15 protein-coding genes are annotated in these 15,783 nt (G+C 47.9%); 9 read left to right on the top strand and 6 right to left on the bottom strand.

The window, feature by feature from the left end:
• Positions 1 to 64: 64 nt before the first annotated feature.
• On the bottom strand, positions 65 to 2,446 hold the full coding sequence (locus H3H32_RS00190; RefSeq protein WP_182460684.1) for an alpha-L-rhamnosidase-related protein: 2,382 nt from the start codon (positions 2,444 to 2,446) through the stop codon (positions 65 to 67).
• A 103-nt stretch (positions 2,447 to 2,549) separates the two neighbouring features.
• Here H3H32_RS00190 and H3H32_RS00185 point away from each other — a divergent pair, with 103 nt between their 5' ends.
• The 4 genes from H3H32_RS00185 to H3H32_RS00170 all read left to right on the top strand — a co-directional run bounded on the left by H3H32_RS00185 (position 2,550) and on the right by H3H32_RS00170 (position 5,967).
• Positions 2,550 to 4,031 (top strand): xylulokinase, encoded by a 1,482-nt coding sequence (locus H3H32_RS00185; RefSeq protein WP_182460683.1) that lies wholly within the window; start codon positions 2,550 to 2,552, stop codon positions 4,029 to 4,031.
• 43 nt (positions 4,032 to 4,074) lie between these two features.
• Positions 4,075 to 4,845: a hypothetical protein gene (locus H3H32_RS00180; RefSeq protein WP_182460677.1), complete on the top strand. Its 771-nt coding sequence runs from the start codon at positions 4,075 to 4,077 to the stop codon at positions 4,843 to 4,845.
• Between the two features lie 27 nt (positions 4,846 to 4,872).
• Entirely contained in the window at positions 4,873 to 5,340 is a 468-nt protein-coding gene (locus tag H3H32_RS00175) for a hypothetical protein (protein ID WP_182460676.1), read from the top strand.
• 162 nt (positions 5,341 to 5,502) lie between these two features.
• Positions 5,503 to 5,967 (top strand): nuclear transport factor 2 family protein, encoded by a 465-nt coding sequence (locus H3H32_RS00170; RefSeq protein ID WP_182460675.1) that lies wholly within the window; start codon positions 5,503 to 5,505, stop codon positions 5,965 to 5,967.
• 73 nt (positions 5,968 to 6,040) lie between these two features.
• On the opposite strand, the gene H3H32_RS00165 is transcribed toward H3H32_RS00170, so the two are convergent.
• Positions 6,041 to 6,874 (bottom strand): enoyl-CoA hydratase-related protein, encoded by an 834-nt coding sequence (locus H3H32_RS00165; RefSeq protein ID WP_182460674.1) that lies wholly within the window; start codon positions 6,872 to 6,874, stop codon positions 6,041 to 6,043.
• Positions 6,875 to 6,984: 110 nt separating this feature from the next.
• On the opposite strand from H3H32_RS00165, the gene H3H32_RS00160 reads away from it, so the two are divergent.
• The gene (locus tag H3H32_RS00160) at positions 6,985 to 8,115 is read left to right on the top strand and encodes a T9SS type A sorting domain-containing protein (RefSeq protein WP_182460673.1); all 1,131 of its coding nucleotides are present in this window, start codon (positions 6,985 to 6,987) and stop codon (positions 8,113 to 8,115) included.
• Here H3H32_RS00160 and H3H32_RS00155 read toward each other — a convergent pair whose 3' ends face one another.
• Positions 8,116 to 9,093, bottom strand: a complete 978-nt coding sequence (locus H3H32_RS00155) for a radical SAM protein (RefSeq protein ID WP_182460672.1) — start codon at positions 9,091 to 9,093, stop codon at positions 8,116 to 8,118.
• A gap of 87 nt (positions 9,094 to 9,180) precedes the next feature.
• Positions 9,181 to 10,023: an acetyl-CoA carboxylase, carboxyltransferase subunit beta gene (gene accD / locus H3H32_RS00150; protein WP_182460671.1), complete on the bottom strand. Its 843-nt coding sequence runs from the start codon at positions 10,021 to 10,023 to the stop codon at positions 9,181 to 9,183.
• Positions 10,024 to 10,218: 195 nt separating this feature from the next.
• Between accD and H3H32_RS00145 the strand changes: the two genes are divergently transcribed.
• Positions 10,219 to 10,665, top strand: a complete 447-nt coding sequence (locus H3H32_RS00145; RefSeq protein WP_182460670.1) for a hypothetical protein — start codon at positions 10,219 to 10,221, stop codon at positions 10,663 to 10,665.
• A 92-nt stretch (positions 10,666 to 10,757) separates the two neighbouring features.
• Here the strand turns inward: H3H32_RS00145 and H3H32_RS00140 are convergent, their stop codons facing one another.
• Both H3H32_RS00140 and H3H32_RS00135 read right to left on the bottom strand, forming a co-directional pair.
• Positions 10,758 to 12,485 carry a S41 family peptidase gene (locus H3H32_RS00140; RefSeq protein ID WP_182460669.1) on the bottom strand — a complete coding sequence of 576 codons (1,728 nt, stop codon included), beginning with the start codon at positions 12,483 to 12,485 and terminating at the stop codon, positions 10,758 to 10,760.
• A 168-nt stretch (positions 12,486 to 12,653) separates the two neighbouring features.
• Positions 12,654 to 13,733: a DUF5694 domain-containing protein gene (locus tag H3H32_RS00135; protein WP_182460668.1), complete on the bottom strand. Its 1,080-nt coding sequence runs from the start codon at positions 13,731 to 13,733 to the stop codon at positions 12,654 to 12,656.
• Between the two features lie 27 nt (positions 13,734 to 13,760).
• On the opposite strand from H3H32_RS00135, the gene H3H32_RS00130 reads away from it, so the two are divergent.
• Genes H3H32_RS00130 through H3H32_RS00120 form a run of 3 tightly spaced genes read left to right on the top strand, consistent with a single transcriptional unit; the run spans position 13,761 to position 15,776 of the window.
• Positions 13,761 to 13,943 (top strand): hypothetical protein, encoded by a 183-nt coding sequence (locus tag H3H32_RS00130; RefSeq protein ID WP_182460667.1) that lies wholly within the window; start codon positions 13,761 to 13,763, stop codon positions 13,941 to 13,943.
• A 20-nt stretch (positions 13,944 to 13,963) separates the two neighbouring features.
• Positions 13,964 to 15,010, top strand: coding sequence for a sensor histidine kinase (locus H3H32_RS00125; RefSeq protein ID WP_182460666.1), 1,047 nt, complete (start codon positions 13,964 to 13,966; stop codon positions 15,008 to 15,010).
• A gap of 10 nt (positions 15,011 to 15,020) precedes the next feature.
• Complete coding sequence (locus tag H3H32_RS00120; RefSeq protein ID WP_182460665.1) at positions 15,021 to 15,776, top strand: LytR/AlgR family response regulator transcription factor; 756 nt, start codon at positions 15,021 to 15,023, stop codon at positions 15,774 to 15,776.
• Positions 15,777 to 15,783: the final 7 nt, after the last annotated feature.

Genomic DNA, 15,783 nt, shown 5'->3' with positions numbered 1-15,783 from the left:
GACATCCTGTCCGCATAGATAAAGTTTAATTTTACAGCTATGCGGACAGGATGTCCGCGTTACATCACAAACTCACTGTTTGTTTCCCCGCCTTCAGCGGCATCGTTTTTCCTTTCCAGCGCAAGGTGCCGCTTAGGTTAGTCGGCAGCGTAACGCTACCAGTCAACGCCCCCGTTGGTGATTTCTGAAACTGCACAGCAATCTCGCCCGAAGGGTGCGGCATCTTTCCTTCAACACTCGTCAAGTCGCCCATAAACGGTTCGATACGCACCGATTTGAAGCCGGGTTCGGCGGTTCGGATGCCGCAGGTAGTAGAAAGGAATTCGTACAAAGGTGACGCACTCCAGGCATGACAATCTGAACGAGTCGGTTCGGGATTTTCGGCAAAGGTTGTTAAGCCAATGGCCAACATATCACGCCAGGGTTTTAGTTGAGCAATAAACTGATCGCCCAGGCCCGTTTTTTTAAGGGCTTCGAACAGATAGAATTTAAAATAGAACGTGGCCTGCGTCAGCGATGTGTCTGCCATCGTTTTCTGCAACAGAGCAGCCTGTTGCGTAGCAGGGACGGCATTCGTCAGTACAGCCAGGATATTGGCGTGCTGACTAAATGAATTCTTATCGGGCGTATCAGCAAATAAATTACGACCGGCATCCCAGCACTGCTCGTAAACTGCTTTATTCAAGCGTCGGGCGAGTTCTCGATAATGTTCGGCCAGTTCATTTTTCCCATAATGTGCCAGTAAATCGGCAGCACGGGTATACGTATAAGCCTGTTGCAGAGACAGAATACTGGAGCCTCCTTTGCGGGCGCCATTCGGAATACCCCCCGAAATTTCATCCTTCGCGTTTTTCCACTTCGACCAGTCTACAAAGTTCCACCACTCTAATGGGCCGTTCAGGCCCGTTTTGGCAATACGCTGTTCGTGCCAGTTCAATACACCCAGAATTCCGGGCAACATCGATTTCACAAAGGCATCGTCCTGCCGATGCATCCAATAGTCATGCACCATGCAGACCCAGTAGAGTGAAAACGTAGGAATCACCTGAAAATCAGCCGATGGATAGCGGCTTTGTGTGAGACCATCGTTGAAACGGCTGTGCTCGTAATCGGTGATTGCTTTCCGCATCAGTCGGTCGTCTCCCGTTACGTAGAGCGAAATCATGGCCTGAATCCGGGTGTCGCCCGTGTATTGCAATTGTTCGTAATAGGGACAGTCGTAGTAGGTTTCACCCGCACAAAGTCGGGCGGTTCGCCAGCCAACGTTCCAGAGCGCTTTCAAGGTAGTATCGCTGGCCGCAAATTTTGCTTTCTCTTCAAATGGATACCCGGTGAATTTTCCAACCAGATCATCCAGAACCAGCGGTTCGTCTTTCGTTTCAACCGTCAGCTGGAGGTAACGATACGTACGAAACCAGAGCGGTCGGAAGATTCGTTTGTCGCTGCCATCAGCCACAAGCTGATCGTCGAACCCACGCATTGTTCGCCCTTCTACGTCATTCCGGTTTCCTTTCTGTCCTTTGGCATCAATCAGCGCTTCGGCATACGAGAGTGTTACGAGGGCTCCTTTGCCTTTGCTAACCGTTAGTTCAGGATAGGCATTGGTCAGATAACTCTGATCGAGCATAAACACCGCTTTTGTGTTAGCCGGAACCGTTACGGGTGCTTTCCCCTGCAAAAAAGCGGTATCCATCTTCCCATTTTCGCTCCGTCGAACCACTGCCAGTCGAATGACGGTTTCCTCCATCATCGGAATGGTTCGAGGCACCAGCGCCCAGTTGCCGTCGGTGCCTAACCCACGCGGTTTCGTTGGAAAGCCAAATGGTTTGGCAGTTGCCCAGGCTTTATCGTCAAAATTGGTCTGCTCCCAGCCCCAGGGATACTTAGCCGCATCTATATGATCACCATCGCCCATAACAATGTACGTACGTAGTTTTGGAATATCGTTTTTGACGGGCGAGTAGGCCGGATTCTGAAACACCTTCCAACTGGCATCGGTATTCGCCATCTTTTCCGCTTCACCATCACCTTGTAGCAGAAATCCGAACTGATAGCTCATCTGCGCAAAAGGCGCACTCTCTCCCATGTACCACACTTGCGCAGCCAGCACATTATGACCCGCTTGCAGGAAAGGAGCCAGATCGAGTGTTTCATAGTTCCAGTTCTGGGTATCACTACGAGCGGGGCCCAGCGCTACCGATTTCCCATTGACGAACAATCGGTAGCGGTTGTCGGCAGAGAGATGAATCACAAAACGTGTGGGCTTTTGAGCCAGATCAATGGCTTTCCGAAAGTGGTAGATACCATATTGGCGAGTTGGGGCTGTTGGGTGTACAATCCAGCGGGCAGGCCAGTATTGGTTTGTCCAGTCGGGCGTGGGTGCCTGCGCAAAACCAGCCGATTTTATAAATAAGCCAAGAGCGACAAAGAGTAGAAATCGTTTCATAGAAGCCAAATAATGTGCAAGATAAGAGACATTTTTGCTGTACTTACTGATTATCCTTGTCTCGTTGTACTTTAGCAACAGATTTCCTAACTCCGGTACCCGCATGTATTTTCTTGGATTCGATCTTGGCAGTTCGTCCGTTAAAGCCAGTCTATTAGATGCCGATAGTGGCAAAGTCGTCGCATCGGCTTTCTTTCCTCAACCCGAAATGGTCATTCAGGCTCCGCAACCAGGATTCGCGGAGCAACAGCCCGAAATCTGGTGGCAGAATGCCTGTCTGGCCAGCAAGGCCGTGATGCAACAGACCAACATCAACCCCAGTGATGTAAAGGCAATTGGTATTTCATACCAGATGCATGGGCTTGTGGTAGTCGACAAGGAGTTCAATGTATTACGCCCCTCTATTATCTGGTGCGATAGCCGGGCCGTTCCTTACGGAAATCAGGCGTTTGATACACTCGGCCATGACCGTACGCTGCATCACCTGCTTAACTCGCCCGGTAATTTCACCGCAGCAAAACTAGCCTGGGTTAAAGCCAACGAACCCGATGTGTATGCTCAAGTAGATAAATTCATGCTTCCCGGCGATTATCTGGCCGCCCGCATGACAGGCGACCTTGTGACGACCGCGTCGGGACTTTCAGAAGGGGCTTTCTGGGATTTTCAGGCCAATCAACCGGCCCAATTCCTGCTCGATTATTTTGGTTTTGATGCCTCTTTAATTCCGACGATCAAGCCAACCTTTGCCCCACAAGGTGAAATAACGGCAACTGCTGCCGCCGAACTGGGTCTTGCTGCTGGCACGCCCGTTACCTACCGCGCTGGCGATCAGCCAAATAATGCTTTTTCATTGAATGTACTGGAGCCTGGTCAGATTGCGGCAACGGCTGGTACATCGGGCGTTGTATACGGGGTGAGTGATCAGGCCAAATACGACCCAAAATCGCGGGTAAATACGTTTCTGCATGTTAACAGCCAGGTTGAGACGCCACGTTATGGTGTTTTGTTATGCGTAAACGGAACAGGTATTTTAAACAGCTGGCTTCGAAATCAGGTACTAGGGCGATCGATTGGTTATGACGATATGAATCGACTGGCGCACGAGTCGCCTATTGGAGCCGATGGCCTGGTGTGTTTACCCTTTGGCAATGGGGCCGAGCGCATGCTGGAAAATGCTGATCTAGGCGCTTCCTTTCATGGTCTGCAGCTAACCCGCCACGGCCTGCCACACATAATTCGGGCTGCACAGGAAGGTATTGTATTTGCGCTTTACTATGGCATTCAGATTATGGAAAGCGTGGGCGTAGGTTTACAAACCATCCGGGCGGGCGAAGCCAATATGTTCCTCAGCCCCCTCTTCCGCGACACAATGGCCAACTTAACTGGCGCTACCATTGAGCTATACAATACCGATGGCGCACAGGGCGCTGCTCGTGGAGCTGGCTTAGGATTAGGCTTCTACAAAACAGCCCAGGAAGCCTTCACCGGATTACACGTAACCAAGACAATCGAACCCGATATGCGGGCGCAGGAAGCGTATCGGGATGCTTATGGGCGGTGGTTGTCAAAATTAAGAAACCTTTAATATATGCGATCAAACCAGTAGTTTACTTTATCAAAAAAAGGATATGAAACGCCTGGCTCTACTATTACTCTTTTCGGTGATTTTCTTAGGCTGTATGCCTACTGTACAGGTAATTACCTTGCGGGGGTCAAACGTCAATCCAGTTAGTGAAGGGCTGGTATTAGACAATGATACCCTTACACTTCGCTACAATTTCGCCAGTGAACGGGGCGAAATGCTGGTTTCTGTAGTTAATAAACTTAACAAGCCACTCTATATTGACTGGAAACGATCATCGTTTATTATTGGGCAAAAAACGTTCGACTATTGGTATGATGTAGCTAATGTAAACCTGTCGAGTTCGGGGTATATCTATCGATATGGAAAATCTAATTTTTCGTCAATAAATTCTTCTACAGAAGGCACTATTTCAAAAGATAATCCTGTCTCTTTTATTCCGCCACATACCAAAGCGATTAAGCGACAATTTATCGTATTCCCGACTGGAACAGTGCCCATGCCTGGTATGCCGATTGTTAGTCAGGAACAGGCCCGGTGGGTGGCTAATTCAAAAAAGACAATAACTGTTCGTGCCTATACCTATCTGCCCGAACAGTCACCTCTCCAGTTCCGCAACTACTTAACTCTATCGGTGGATAAGGATTTTAAAACGGAGTTTTATATCGATACGCAATTCTGGGCATCGGCCATACGAGTTGAACCGAAACCACAAGTAGCGGGTGTTGAAGTTAGACAAGCCAATGGCTTATACGTTAATACAAAGCCGTTTGCCCAGAAAGACGGGTTCTTCGTTATTTTGCCGAGAAGACAATAATGGTCAGCGTTTAATCACCCTTTTCCTATGAACCCAATCTTCGCAAAACTTAATTATAAATCTCAGCCCGAAATTGCGGTTATTAACTCGCCCGCAGAGTTTGCGCCTGTTGTCGATGAGATGCGGCACCTGGCTACGATTGTTACTGATCCTCAACAAATTCAGGTCGGTGAGTTTGCTATTGCCTTCGTAAAAACGCAGCAGGAAGTTGATTCGTTAACCCCAATTCTGGCCGACAAACTGAAAGGCGATTGCATCCTTTGGATGACATACCCAAAAGGCAGTTCTAAAAAGCACAGATGTGATTTCAATCGCGATACCGGCTGGGCAGTTTTGGGAACACTAGGCTTTGAACCCGTCAGGATGGTCGCTATCGACGAAGATTGGAGTGCGTTGCGATTTCGGCGAGTTGAGTACGTCAAAAAAATGACCCGCCAGGAAAGTAGTGCCTTAACCAAAGAAGGTAAAACAAAAACTACCTCGAAGGCGATCTGAACGATACGTTAGTTTCGACTTTAGCGAAGCCCAGCAAATTAGTGGGAAGTAGAATCTGTATAAAATGATTGTAAATCAGTATATTTAACCCTTCAGACCTTATAGGTTTTTAAAACCTATAAGGTCTTTTTACGCTACTTATTTACTGGACCAAACTAACTCATGAAACTTGTATTCGTATTGATCGGCTTCGTTTTGGCCATTCCAACCTTTGCTCAATCTGGCGAAGAAGCCGCCGTAAAAGCCACTGTAAACCGACTTTTTGAGGGAATGCAGAAAGCAGATTCAACCATCTTAAAACCGCTGTTTACGCCAACTGCCCGGTTACAGACAGTGGCGAACAAACAAGGTGATATCTCGGTACGAGACGACGCCATTTCACTGTTTATCAATTCGATAGGCAAAGCAACAGCAGGAACACTAGATGAGCGCCTAGCCAGCATAGAGGTAAAAATTGATGCAGAACTAGCCACCGCCTGGACACCCTACGTTTTTTACCGGAACGACACCAAAAGCCACTGTGGTGTCAATGCGTTTACGCTTGTAAAGATGAATGGCAGTTGGAAAATCCAGACAATCATCGACACCCGTCGAAAGGAAAATTGCCCAGATTTACCAAAGAAATAGTTCTATTAATGGATAACGTAAAATGAATAATGAATAACGTTATTAACTGATTAATAAGGAGTTCGCATATTCATTATTCATTATTCATTAACCCACCGCCCCACTTCGGTTTACGCTTTTCCAAAAAAGCGGCCATACCTTCTTTTGCGTCGGGAGTTTGCTGAAGTTGCACAAACTGTTCATACAAAAACGCCTGTTGTTCTTCGGATGGCAGGCGTTTTAACTGCTGGTAAGTCCCTAATCCAGCCTGCATAGCTGTAGGTGAAAATTGCTTTAACTCGTTAGCTAGACTTGTGACCGTATAATCTAATTCATCAGCGGGCACAACATTCGTTACTAACCCAATAGACTGAGCTTCTGTGGCCGAAAGCACACGGGCGCGCAGACAGAGGTCGAGAGCTGTACGGGCAGGCATAATGTCGAGCAGAACAGCCAGCACCTGAAACGGAAACAACCCGCGCTTTACTTCAGGCAAACTGAACATTGCTGAGTCAGCCGCCACAACGTAGGTGCTCCCCCCTACCAGCAAAAATCCACCGGCGTATACTGCCCCCTGCACCCGTGCAATACATGGTTTGTGTAATCCCGCCATCAACTCCCCCAACCGAACCGGCCCCGATGGTTCTGGTACAGTAGCTATTTCTGCATCACCCAATGATAAGCTTTTCAGATCCATGCCCGCACAGAACGTATCGCCCGCAGCGGCTAGCACAACCAGCCAGACATCGGCGGAGTGATGGGCAAAGGCCAGCGCAAAAGCCAGCTCGGCCAGCATTGGCGGGTTCAACGCATTCTTCTTTTCTGGACGGTTCAGGTTAATGGTCAACACATGGTCGTTGAGCACTACCCGTAAATACCGGAAGCCTTCCGAGGGTAGTTGAGCAGTTTGGGTAGCGGTGTACAGCATGCCAGAAAGGTACGGAAATACCGTTTAAAAAATCTTTAGAAACAAGTATATGGCTATGTAGCCATATGCAGTTATCAAGAAACCACGTCCTTCTCTTTCTCCTATCTAGTATGAAAACGTTTTTATTTCTGTTTCTGGCATTTCTGAGCGTACAGGTAGCCCAGGCTACACATTTAATTGGCGGCTACATTCAGGTAAAGCCTGTAGCAGGATCAGGGCTTACATATGAAGTAATAGCTACTATATACTCGTATGCGGGTTCCGCAACCTCAGAAGCTTCTTCGTTAAGTATTTGCTTTGGTGATGGTAATACAAGAGAAGTTCCTCGTTCAAGCCTGCTATATGTTACGCTCGGCAGTAATACCATTAGTTCAAAAATTGGCATCAATACGTATCGGATTAACCATACTTACAGTGGACCCGGTACATACACACTAACGACATCGCTAGCTAACCGAACTCCGGCGCTTAATATCCCAAACAGCAGTACACAACAGGAACCACTGGCACTCACGACAACCTTCATAACGGGCTCCCTGTCGAACCAAACGCCTGAACTAGCTAGTCCGACAATCGGGTTTTCTGTTGGGCTTGGCCAAAAAACCACCCTGGCATTCCGGGCGACCGATGCCGATGGCGATAGTCTGGCTTATGGATTAGTTAAGCCGTTGACGAACACAACGACCGACTTTTGTAGCTATCGGTCAATGACCGCTTACCAATTTCCAAACGACGTTACGCATCAGGGAACCTATAAACTCAATAATCGAACGGGCGATTTGACCTGGGATGCGCCCACTCAACAGGGAAATTATAGCGTCGTTATTTCAGTAAGCGAATACCGGAATGGTATTTTAATTAGCCAAACCATTCAGGAAATCGCGCTCATTGTCACAGACCAGCCCGGCACACCCAATACGATTCCAGCTTACGAGCCTGCCATCGAAGGAAATGGTATTGTCACGGCACTCCCCAATTATCTCGACTCCGATTTTACGCTGACTACCTTTCCAAGTCCCGTAGATGATCAGCTACAGGTCATCGTCCAAACCAGTACCCTAACGAACGCAACCATCCAACTCGTCGATGTAGGTGGCCGCAAACTCTACGAGTCAGACTCGGCCAAGTCCGCCCGTCAACATGAGCAAGTTATCAGTATGGGGAGTTTAACGCCGGGAGTTTACATAATCCGGGCAGTCACTGGCAATCGGTCTTTGTCGAGAAAAATCGTGAAGCGATAGTCAGAACAACTGTTTCCAGGTACCTTTCATCCAATTGTATTTCAGCGTGCTGGGTAAAGCTCGCCAGAAATATTTAGTTACCTCAACGGCAAATGAGGGCTGCATGTAGCAGTTTATGGCACAGCCTTCGCAAGCAGGCAAGCGACCCTCCAAAGCCACTAGTTTCTGGACTTCGTCGGAGCGGTAGAGGTCGTACAAATGGTTGTCAATAGGGAAATCTTTCAGCCCTAAGTGATAGCAGGGTAAGATTAATTTATTTTCTGGGGAGATGACAATGGTTGTACTGGCTGCCCGGCAAATTGGGTCTTCGACATGGTTGCCACCATCGCGCCGAAGCTGGATAAAGCCATCGTTAATATAAACGTTTTTCTGTTTCCCCCACCACGCCATCTGTTGAAGCGCCTTCTCTGAAAAGCGATCTCCGGTGTCAACGGCGTTGTATTCGAATACAGGATTCAGGATCAGCACCAAGTTGTTAGGCAGACAAATCTCTTCATACAGCTGCCTGATCTGATGAACGTTATGCTCAAATACCGTAAACAGAATATCAGGCCGTTCGCCTAGCTGTTTGGCAATGGCAATGGACTCGATGACCTTATCGAAGCACTTTACGCCCCGCGATTGGTCATGTTCCTCGGCTATCGGCGAATCGAGCGAGAAATGAAGCATATCGACCAATCCACGCAGTTTTTCGGCCTGTTTGGGATACAGGAGCGCATTGGTCGTAACAGTGGTGATCAAGCCGAGTTGTTTGGCTTCCTGCAGTAATTCGGGGAGTTGGCGATGCAGCAAAGGCTCGCCCCCGGTAAAATCAACAACCCGGACGCCTAGTTTTTTGAGATCCCGCAGATTCTGGCGCGCATTCTCAAGCGTAATATAGGGAGAAGGGCGCTCCCAAATGTCGCAAAAACTACAGCTCGCATTACAGCGATAGGTTAGGTAGTAATTGCAAAGAACAGGATGGGAAACGAGGAGCATAATAAAGGAGTAAAGGGAGGAGGGGGAATAAAGGGAGGAAGGACTTTCCCTCTCCTCCCTTTATTCCCCCTCCTCCCTTTACTCCTTTTAAATTAACATCTTAAACAACGTTACTACTTTGTCTTTCAGGTCTTTCCGGTCGACGATGAAGTCGAGGAAACCGTGCTCGAGTACGAATTCCGCACTTTGAAAGCCTTTCGGGAGGTCTTTACCGATGGTTTCCCGGATAACGCGCGGGCCAGCAAAGCCGATCAGCGATTCTGGTTCTGAAATATTGAAATCGCCCAGCATGGCATAGGAGGCCGTCACACCACCCGTTGTCGGATCGGTCAGGAGCGAGACGTAAGGCAATTTAGCCCGATCTAACAAGGCTAATTTAGCGGAGGTTTTAGCCATCTGCATGAGCGAAAAACCAGCCTCCATCATCCGCGCACCACCCGACTTGGAAATCATCAGGAAAGGCGTCTTATTCTTGATGGCATGGTCGATAGCACGAGCAATTTTTTCACCCACCACCGAGCCCATCGAGCCGCCGATAAAGTTGAAGTCCATAACAGCCATCGTTACGGTCAGTCCGTTCATTGGGCCGTAAGCCGTCCGAACTGCATCTTTCAAACCTGTTTTTTCGATGGTTGCCTTAACTCGGGCTGGGTAAGGTTTTGTATCCACGAAATTCAGGGGGTCAGCCGATTGCATGTTCGCATCGAGTTCGGTGAACTCATTATCATCGAACAGAATCGAAAAATAGGCCTCTGAACCGATTTTTTCGTGATAGTTGCAATGAATACAGGTATACGCATTGAGTTTGTGCTCCCGCGTCTGCATTGCTTTTTTACAGTTCGGACATTGATACCACAACCCATCGGGAGCCTCCCGTTTCATTTCGGTTGGGGTCTGAATACCTTTATCTTTTCGGACGAACCAGGACATTTTCAGTAAATAGTTAGCAACAAAGGATTGTAAAGGTACAAAGAAAACCAGACCAACGAGTAGAAGTTAACCGTATAGCCAATCATTCGACAACTAACGCTAGTGCTGTAGAGCGTAACCTTATCCTAAAAACCGGACAGTCGTTTTAGCGTTCATTCGGTTTTTTTATGCCTGATAAAGTTGTTGATTTGCTTTATGAAACACGCATTGACTATTTTTTTGCTAGGCATCACCCTATCTGCTTTTGGCCAGGCATCAGTGGCTTATTATCCATTCAACAGTCTTGTTACCGTCAGTTCCAATTCTGACCGCGCCTTTTGGTTCGACGGTCGTCTGCAAACAAACACCGTTTTCGGATCGCTCAGTACCACATTGTGCCCCATGGTGAATGTCTCCCGGAAGAGTCAGGTAAATATCTATACGGGTCTGGGCGTACGGTTCAATGCACTGAATGGAGTCGATGATCGCGATATTCTGGAGGGTTACTCGCTACACATAGGCGCCCGAATAAAGCCGCTAACCTTCATGCCGAATCTACGCGTTGCCTTTGAACTTGCCCCTTATGCTCGTAAAGACTTCAAGACCGGAAACCTGCAATCATTCCTGGGTTTGGCGTATCAGTTTAGCAAAAGGAATAAATAGTTTACAGTTTTTGGTATTCGGTTTAAGGTAGCTGACGCACAAACAAAAGACGCGTTAGCCCACCTTAAACCGAATACCAAAAACTGTAAACGCTACTTATTATTGTACGACATCGTGCCGTGTTCGAGTTTATCGGCCCGGTCGAAAAGTTGAAGCGCCTTCTGGAACGTATCGTCGCTGTTACTGATAACCCGGAAGAACTCGTTATTCTGACCAGCTTTGTTATTCTTCTGATAAACCGAACGGGCTACCAAGGCCTTTATCTGATTACGGATGTAGTTTTTCGAGCGATTGAACTCTTTCTCGTTAAACTTTATGCCTTCGTTAGTCGCAATTTTCACCAACTTGTTCATCTGCTCATCGTTCATGTTAACGGTGCGATTGAACTCATCGAACGGCATTTTCTCCAGTTTCTTCTGATTATCATTCGCATATTCCATCGCAAACTCACGGATAATGTTCTTCCCGTACAGTTGCACTAAATACGCCGTTTGCCAGGTCGAATCGCGCGGAATGAAATAATCTGGGGTGATACCGCCACCACCATACACAACCCGGCCACCATCAGTCTTGAACTTCAGCTTAGGATCGTTTTTGATGGAATCGGCAACGTAGTATTCGCCCCGTTTCGAGCGCTGTTCAAGGTCTTTTTCATAATCACCTTCGTGGCCCGGCACATACGGTTTCTGAATACTCCGGCCACTAGGCGTATAGTATCGCGAGATCGTTAACCGAAGCTCAGAACCATCGGAAAGTGTCACCGGCATTTGCACCAGTCCTTTGCCAAACGAACGACGACCCGCAATCAGCGCCCGATCGTGATCCTGCAAAGCCCCCGATACGATTTCAGAAGCGGATGCGCTCCCCTCATCGACCAGCACGACTAACGGGCCTTCTTCAAACTGGCCTGCAATGTGTGCGTACGTTTTTCGGTCGTAGCGATTGTCTTTACCATCCGTATAAACCAAGAGTTTATTACCCGAAATGAATTCGTCGGCAATGTTCGTTGCCCGATCCATATAGCCACCGGGATTGTTCCGTAAGTCCATCATCAACTGCGTCATGCCTTTTGCTTTAAGCGAGGCCAGCGCAGATTTAAACTCGTCGTACGTTGTTTCGGAGAAACGATTGATCTTGATGTAACCCGTCTTGGCATCGATCATATAAGCCGCATCGACCGAGTATGTCGGAATCCGGTCGCGGGTGATGGTAAAGTCTTTGGGTTGCTTATCGCCTTTCCGTAAGATCGTCAGTTTAACATCGGTACCACGTTTGCCACGCAATGCCTTGAACACGGCACTGTTTTCAATCTTGGTACCCGCCAGCGGCTTGTCATCGACCTTGATGATCTTATCGCCACTTAAAATGCCAGCAGACTCCGAGGGGCCACCCGCTAAGGGCGTCACAACATAAACGGTGTCCTTATAGATATTGAATTCAACCCCAATTCCATCGAAACCACCTTCCAGCTGCGACCGGGCAGCCACGGCATCCTGCGGGTTCATGTAAGCAGTGTGTGGGTCGAGTTTTTCGAGCATTTTCGTGATCGAATAATCCACCAGCTCGTCTGTATTAACCGTATCGACATAGTTATTTTCAATCAGTTGCAGAATTTCCCGGTACTTCGCGTAACCATGGCCGATGCTGTTCATGCTTTTCGAACCACCGAAAAAAGTGGCTCCAATGAGCATACCACCAGCCAGCGTAATACCCAAAATCATCGGCAATCGAACTGTGGCGCTGTCGTTTTGAATCCCATTTTTAGGGCTGTTGCGTTCACGCCCCGACGGCTCATTCGTAGTATTCGTTGTGTCTTCCATTCGTTGCTTTCTTAACGGGTGTCGTGTATACTCACATAACGTTTTGAAGATAGCGAAATGTTTGCCAGAAATGGGATATGCTCTTAAAAATTCATAAAACCGATTACTCATCGGCCCCATACCCTTACGATAGGATATAAGGCCGATGAATAACTACCTCTGATGGGTTCAGGGCTGATACTCGTTCAGGGTATACACCGTTACGCCGGGCATCTCCTTTAACAGCTTCACCATCAACTCCCTATGCGAAGCGCCTACGCCAACCACAACGCGCTTTGCCCCAATTTTCCGAGCACGATCAACAATATTCTGGCACATTCCTTCATTCCGAAGCGTCCAGTATTTCAGCATGTCCCGAACGCCCTCTTCAGGAAAGTTTTTCAGCCCAAATAGATAGCGATTTCCATAAAAATTGCCAAAGTCTGTGTATTTGTCCCAATCGGCGGTGTTCAGAAACGCAGTCGACTTACCGGCCTGATTAGCCTTATTTAGCAAGCGCTGAAGTTCATTGTTTTCAGTATTCAATCGTAGGTATGTTTTATAATCGGCGGAGTTCGTATCGGCTTCAATTCCCTTTTCGAAGAGCTTATACAGTGAGTCCGTTTTCTCCCAGGCCGCACTCCAGGGCGTGTTGTACTTCTGACAGTCCATCGGCATAATTTTATCCAGTTTCAGTGACTGCGCTATTGGGTGGAAGATGTTATAATATTCGTTTGAGCGTCGGAAACCAACATTTTTGAGCGAATCAACCGGGCCGAGTATCTGGGTAAACGCGGCTATTTCCTCGGCACCAAAAGCTGGACGTAGCTTATCGAGCAGGTAAAACTGATAAGATGCGTTCCCAAAATCATGGGTCAGGTATAAAGCATGCGCTAGTTTCATACGCTCCTGATGATAGTACGGGTATTTACGGAGCAACTTATACTGACGGGCAATGAACGCCTGCGGGTGTTTGGGTAACGGATAGCCGATTTTGGTCAGATAAGCCAGTCGCTTATCAATGGCTTCTTTATTCCAGTGTCGGTCCAGTGCATCGTAGTCTTCGGGCGAGAGATTCTCACCAAATACGGCATCTGGTTTAAACGCAAGCGCTTTATTGATCGGATACGAAAAGTCTTCAATCGGTTTGGCACCGTAGTCGTGAGCTGCTGCAATAAACAGGATTTCAAGTGGCTGGCTATTCTTATTCGATTGAGCCGAAGCCAGGAACGAGATGATTATCAGGAAAAAAGAAATAAGTAATTTCATGGTGTTTGTAAATGCGTTTGTGAATTGATGACCCAAAAGTGTGGCTTCGCTGCTACCCCAGCCAACTCTATTCGACCAACGCCATCGTTGACTCGGCTAACCGTTTTATCAATCGACCAACGGGCATTTAGCGCCCAAACTGGGTTGGTCGATCAAAATCAGGCGTTGGTCGATTGGACTTGTAGCTTCCGTCCCGACTTCAGTATTTAGCACTCGTAATAGGCTATGTCATGACGCTTCACCTACCTGCTTTTTTTAACAACCGTACCCATATTCGGAATCTGCTCTACCTTACCCTTTGGGCAACGATGGTGCTGTTGAATGCCGATGACCCTAAAAAGCATGCGTTGGTTTTTGATCCACTGGAGATTTCATTCAGTCTGTCCTTCTGGCTGGCGGCCTGGTTCGAACACGCCATTGTGCTCACTCACTTGCTTAATCGGCAGCGGCTCGGATGGGCACTTTTGGGCTCAGTGGGGGCTATGGGAGGATTTATTCTTACCCGTTATTTGCTGGAACAAGTTTTTTACTGGCATTTATTTGGCTTCACCAACTACGATCCCGACGTTTCTAAACTCGCTTATGCCTGGGATAATCGGTTTTATGCCATCTATGCCATTGGCCTTGGGCTGGCGTTTAAGGTTATTGAAGATTGGTTTGTTCACCAACAGGAACGTATCGAACTTGTCAGCGAGCGCAACACCGCTGAGTTAGCCTTTCTGAAATCGCAGGTGAACCCACACTTTCTGTTCAACACGCTGAATAACATTTATTCGCTCGCCTACACCAAATCGGATGATGCGCCGGGGGCCATTCTGAAACTGTCGGAATTGATGCGCTATATGCTCTACGACAGCAACGAACATAATGGAGGAACGGGGCGGGTACCGTTATCGAAAGAAGTGGACTACCTGAAAAACTACGTCGAACTCGAAAAGCTTCGGGTTGCCAATGCCAACGTTTTATTTAGCGTGGAGGGTAATACCGATCTGTTCCGAATTGAACCGTTGTTGCTGGTTTCCTTTGTTGAAAATGCCTTTAAACACGGCGACCTGACGGACCCGAACCAACCGCTGGTGCTTGATTTAAGCGTCCGAAACGGTAGATTGCGTTTCGACACGCTCAACAAAAAAATGAACCGACAGACCGATTCGGCGGGTGGTATTGGCCTGACGAATGTAAAACGGCGGCTGGCGTTGCTCTATCCCGACCAACATACGCTACATGTTACGAATGATCAGGATAGTTACGCCTGTTCGCTGGAGTTAAGTTTATAATCGCCCTGCTATGCGCTGCCTTATTGTTGACGACGAACCGCTCGCCCACGCTGTTTTAAGCGACTACATTCGGAAAGTACCTTTTCTGGAACTGGTTGGCGCCACGACCAGCCCAATCGACGCCTTGACGCGGGTACAACAGGGCGAGGTAGACCTGGTTTTTCTGGATATTCAGATGCCCGAACTCACAGGAATGCAATTCCTAAAATTGGTAGAACGAGCCGTTAGTGACCATAAGTGCCGGGTTATTCTGACCACCGCCTATTCAACCTACGCGCTGGAAGGCTACGAACACAATGTGGTGGATTATCTGCTCAAGCCCGTCTCGTTCGAACGGTTCTATAAAGCGGTGCAAAAACTGCTACCGCCCATTCAGTCGGCAGTACCTGCTAGTAATCTGGTGCCCGATACTACCCAGAATAGTCTGATTGAACCGGCCCCCAAGGATTTCATTTTCGTCAAGACAGAATACCGCTTGCAACGCGTTAGTTTGAGCGACATTTTGTATTGCGAAGGACTAAAAGATTATGTCTCGCTTTATACGCCAGCCGAGCGGATTCTGGCGCTCCAAACCATGAAAAGTCTGGAAGAAAAGCTGCTGCCCCATCAGTTTGCCCGAGTTCACAAATCCTATATTGTGGCACTCAACCGAATTGAATCCATTGAACGAAACCGCATATACATTAATCATCCAGGCCACTCTCAGGCGATTGTCCCCATTGGTGAAACGTACCGAGATGCTTTCTATCGACTGATTGAGGACTAGTTGAATT

It is taken from the genome of Spirosoma foliorum, from assembly GCF_014117325.1.
Classification (GTDB): Bacteria; Bacteroidota; Bacteroidia; order Cytophagales; family Spirosomataceae; genus Spirosoma; species Spirosoma foliorum.
This window is presented reverse-complemented; position numbering and strand designations above follow the sequence as displayed.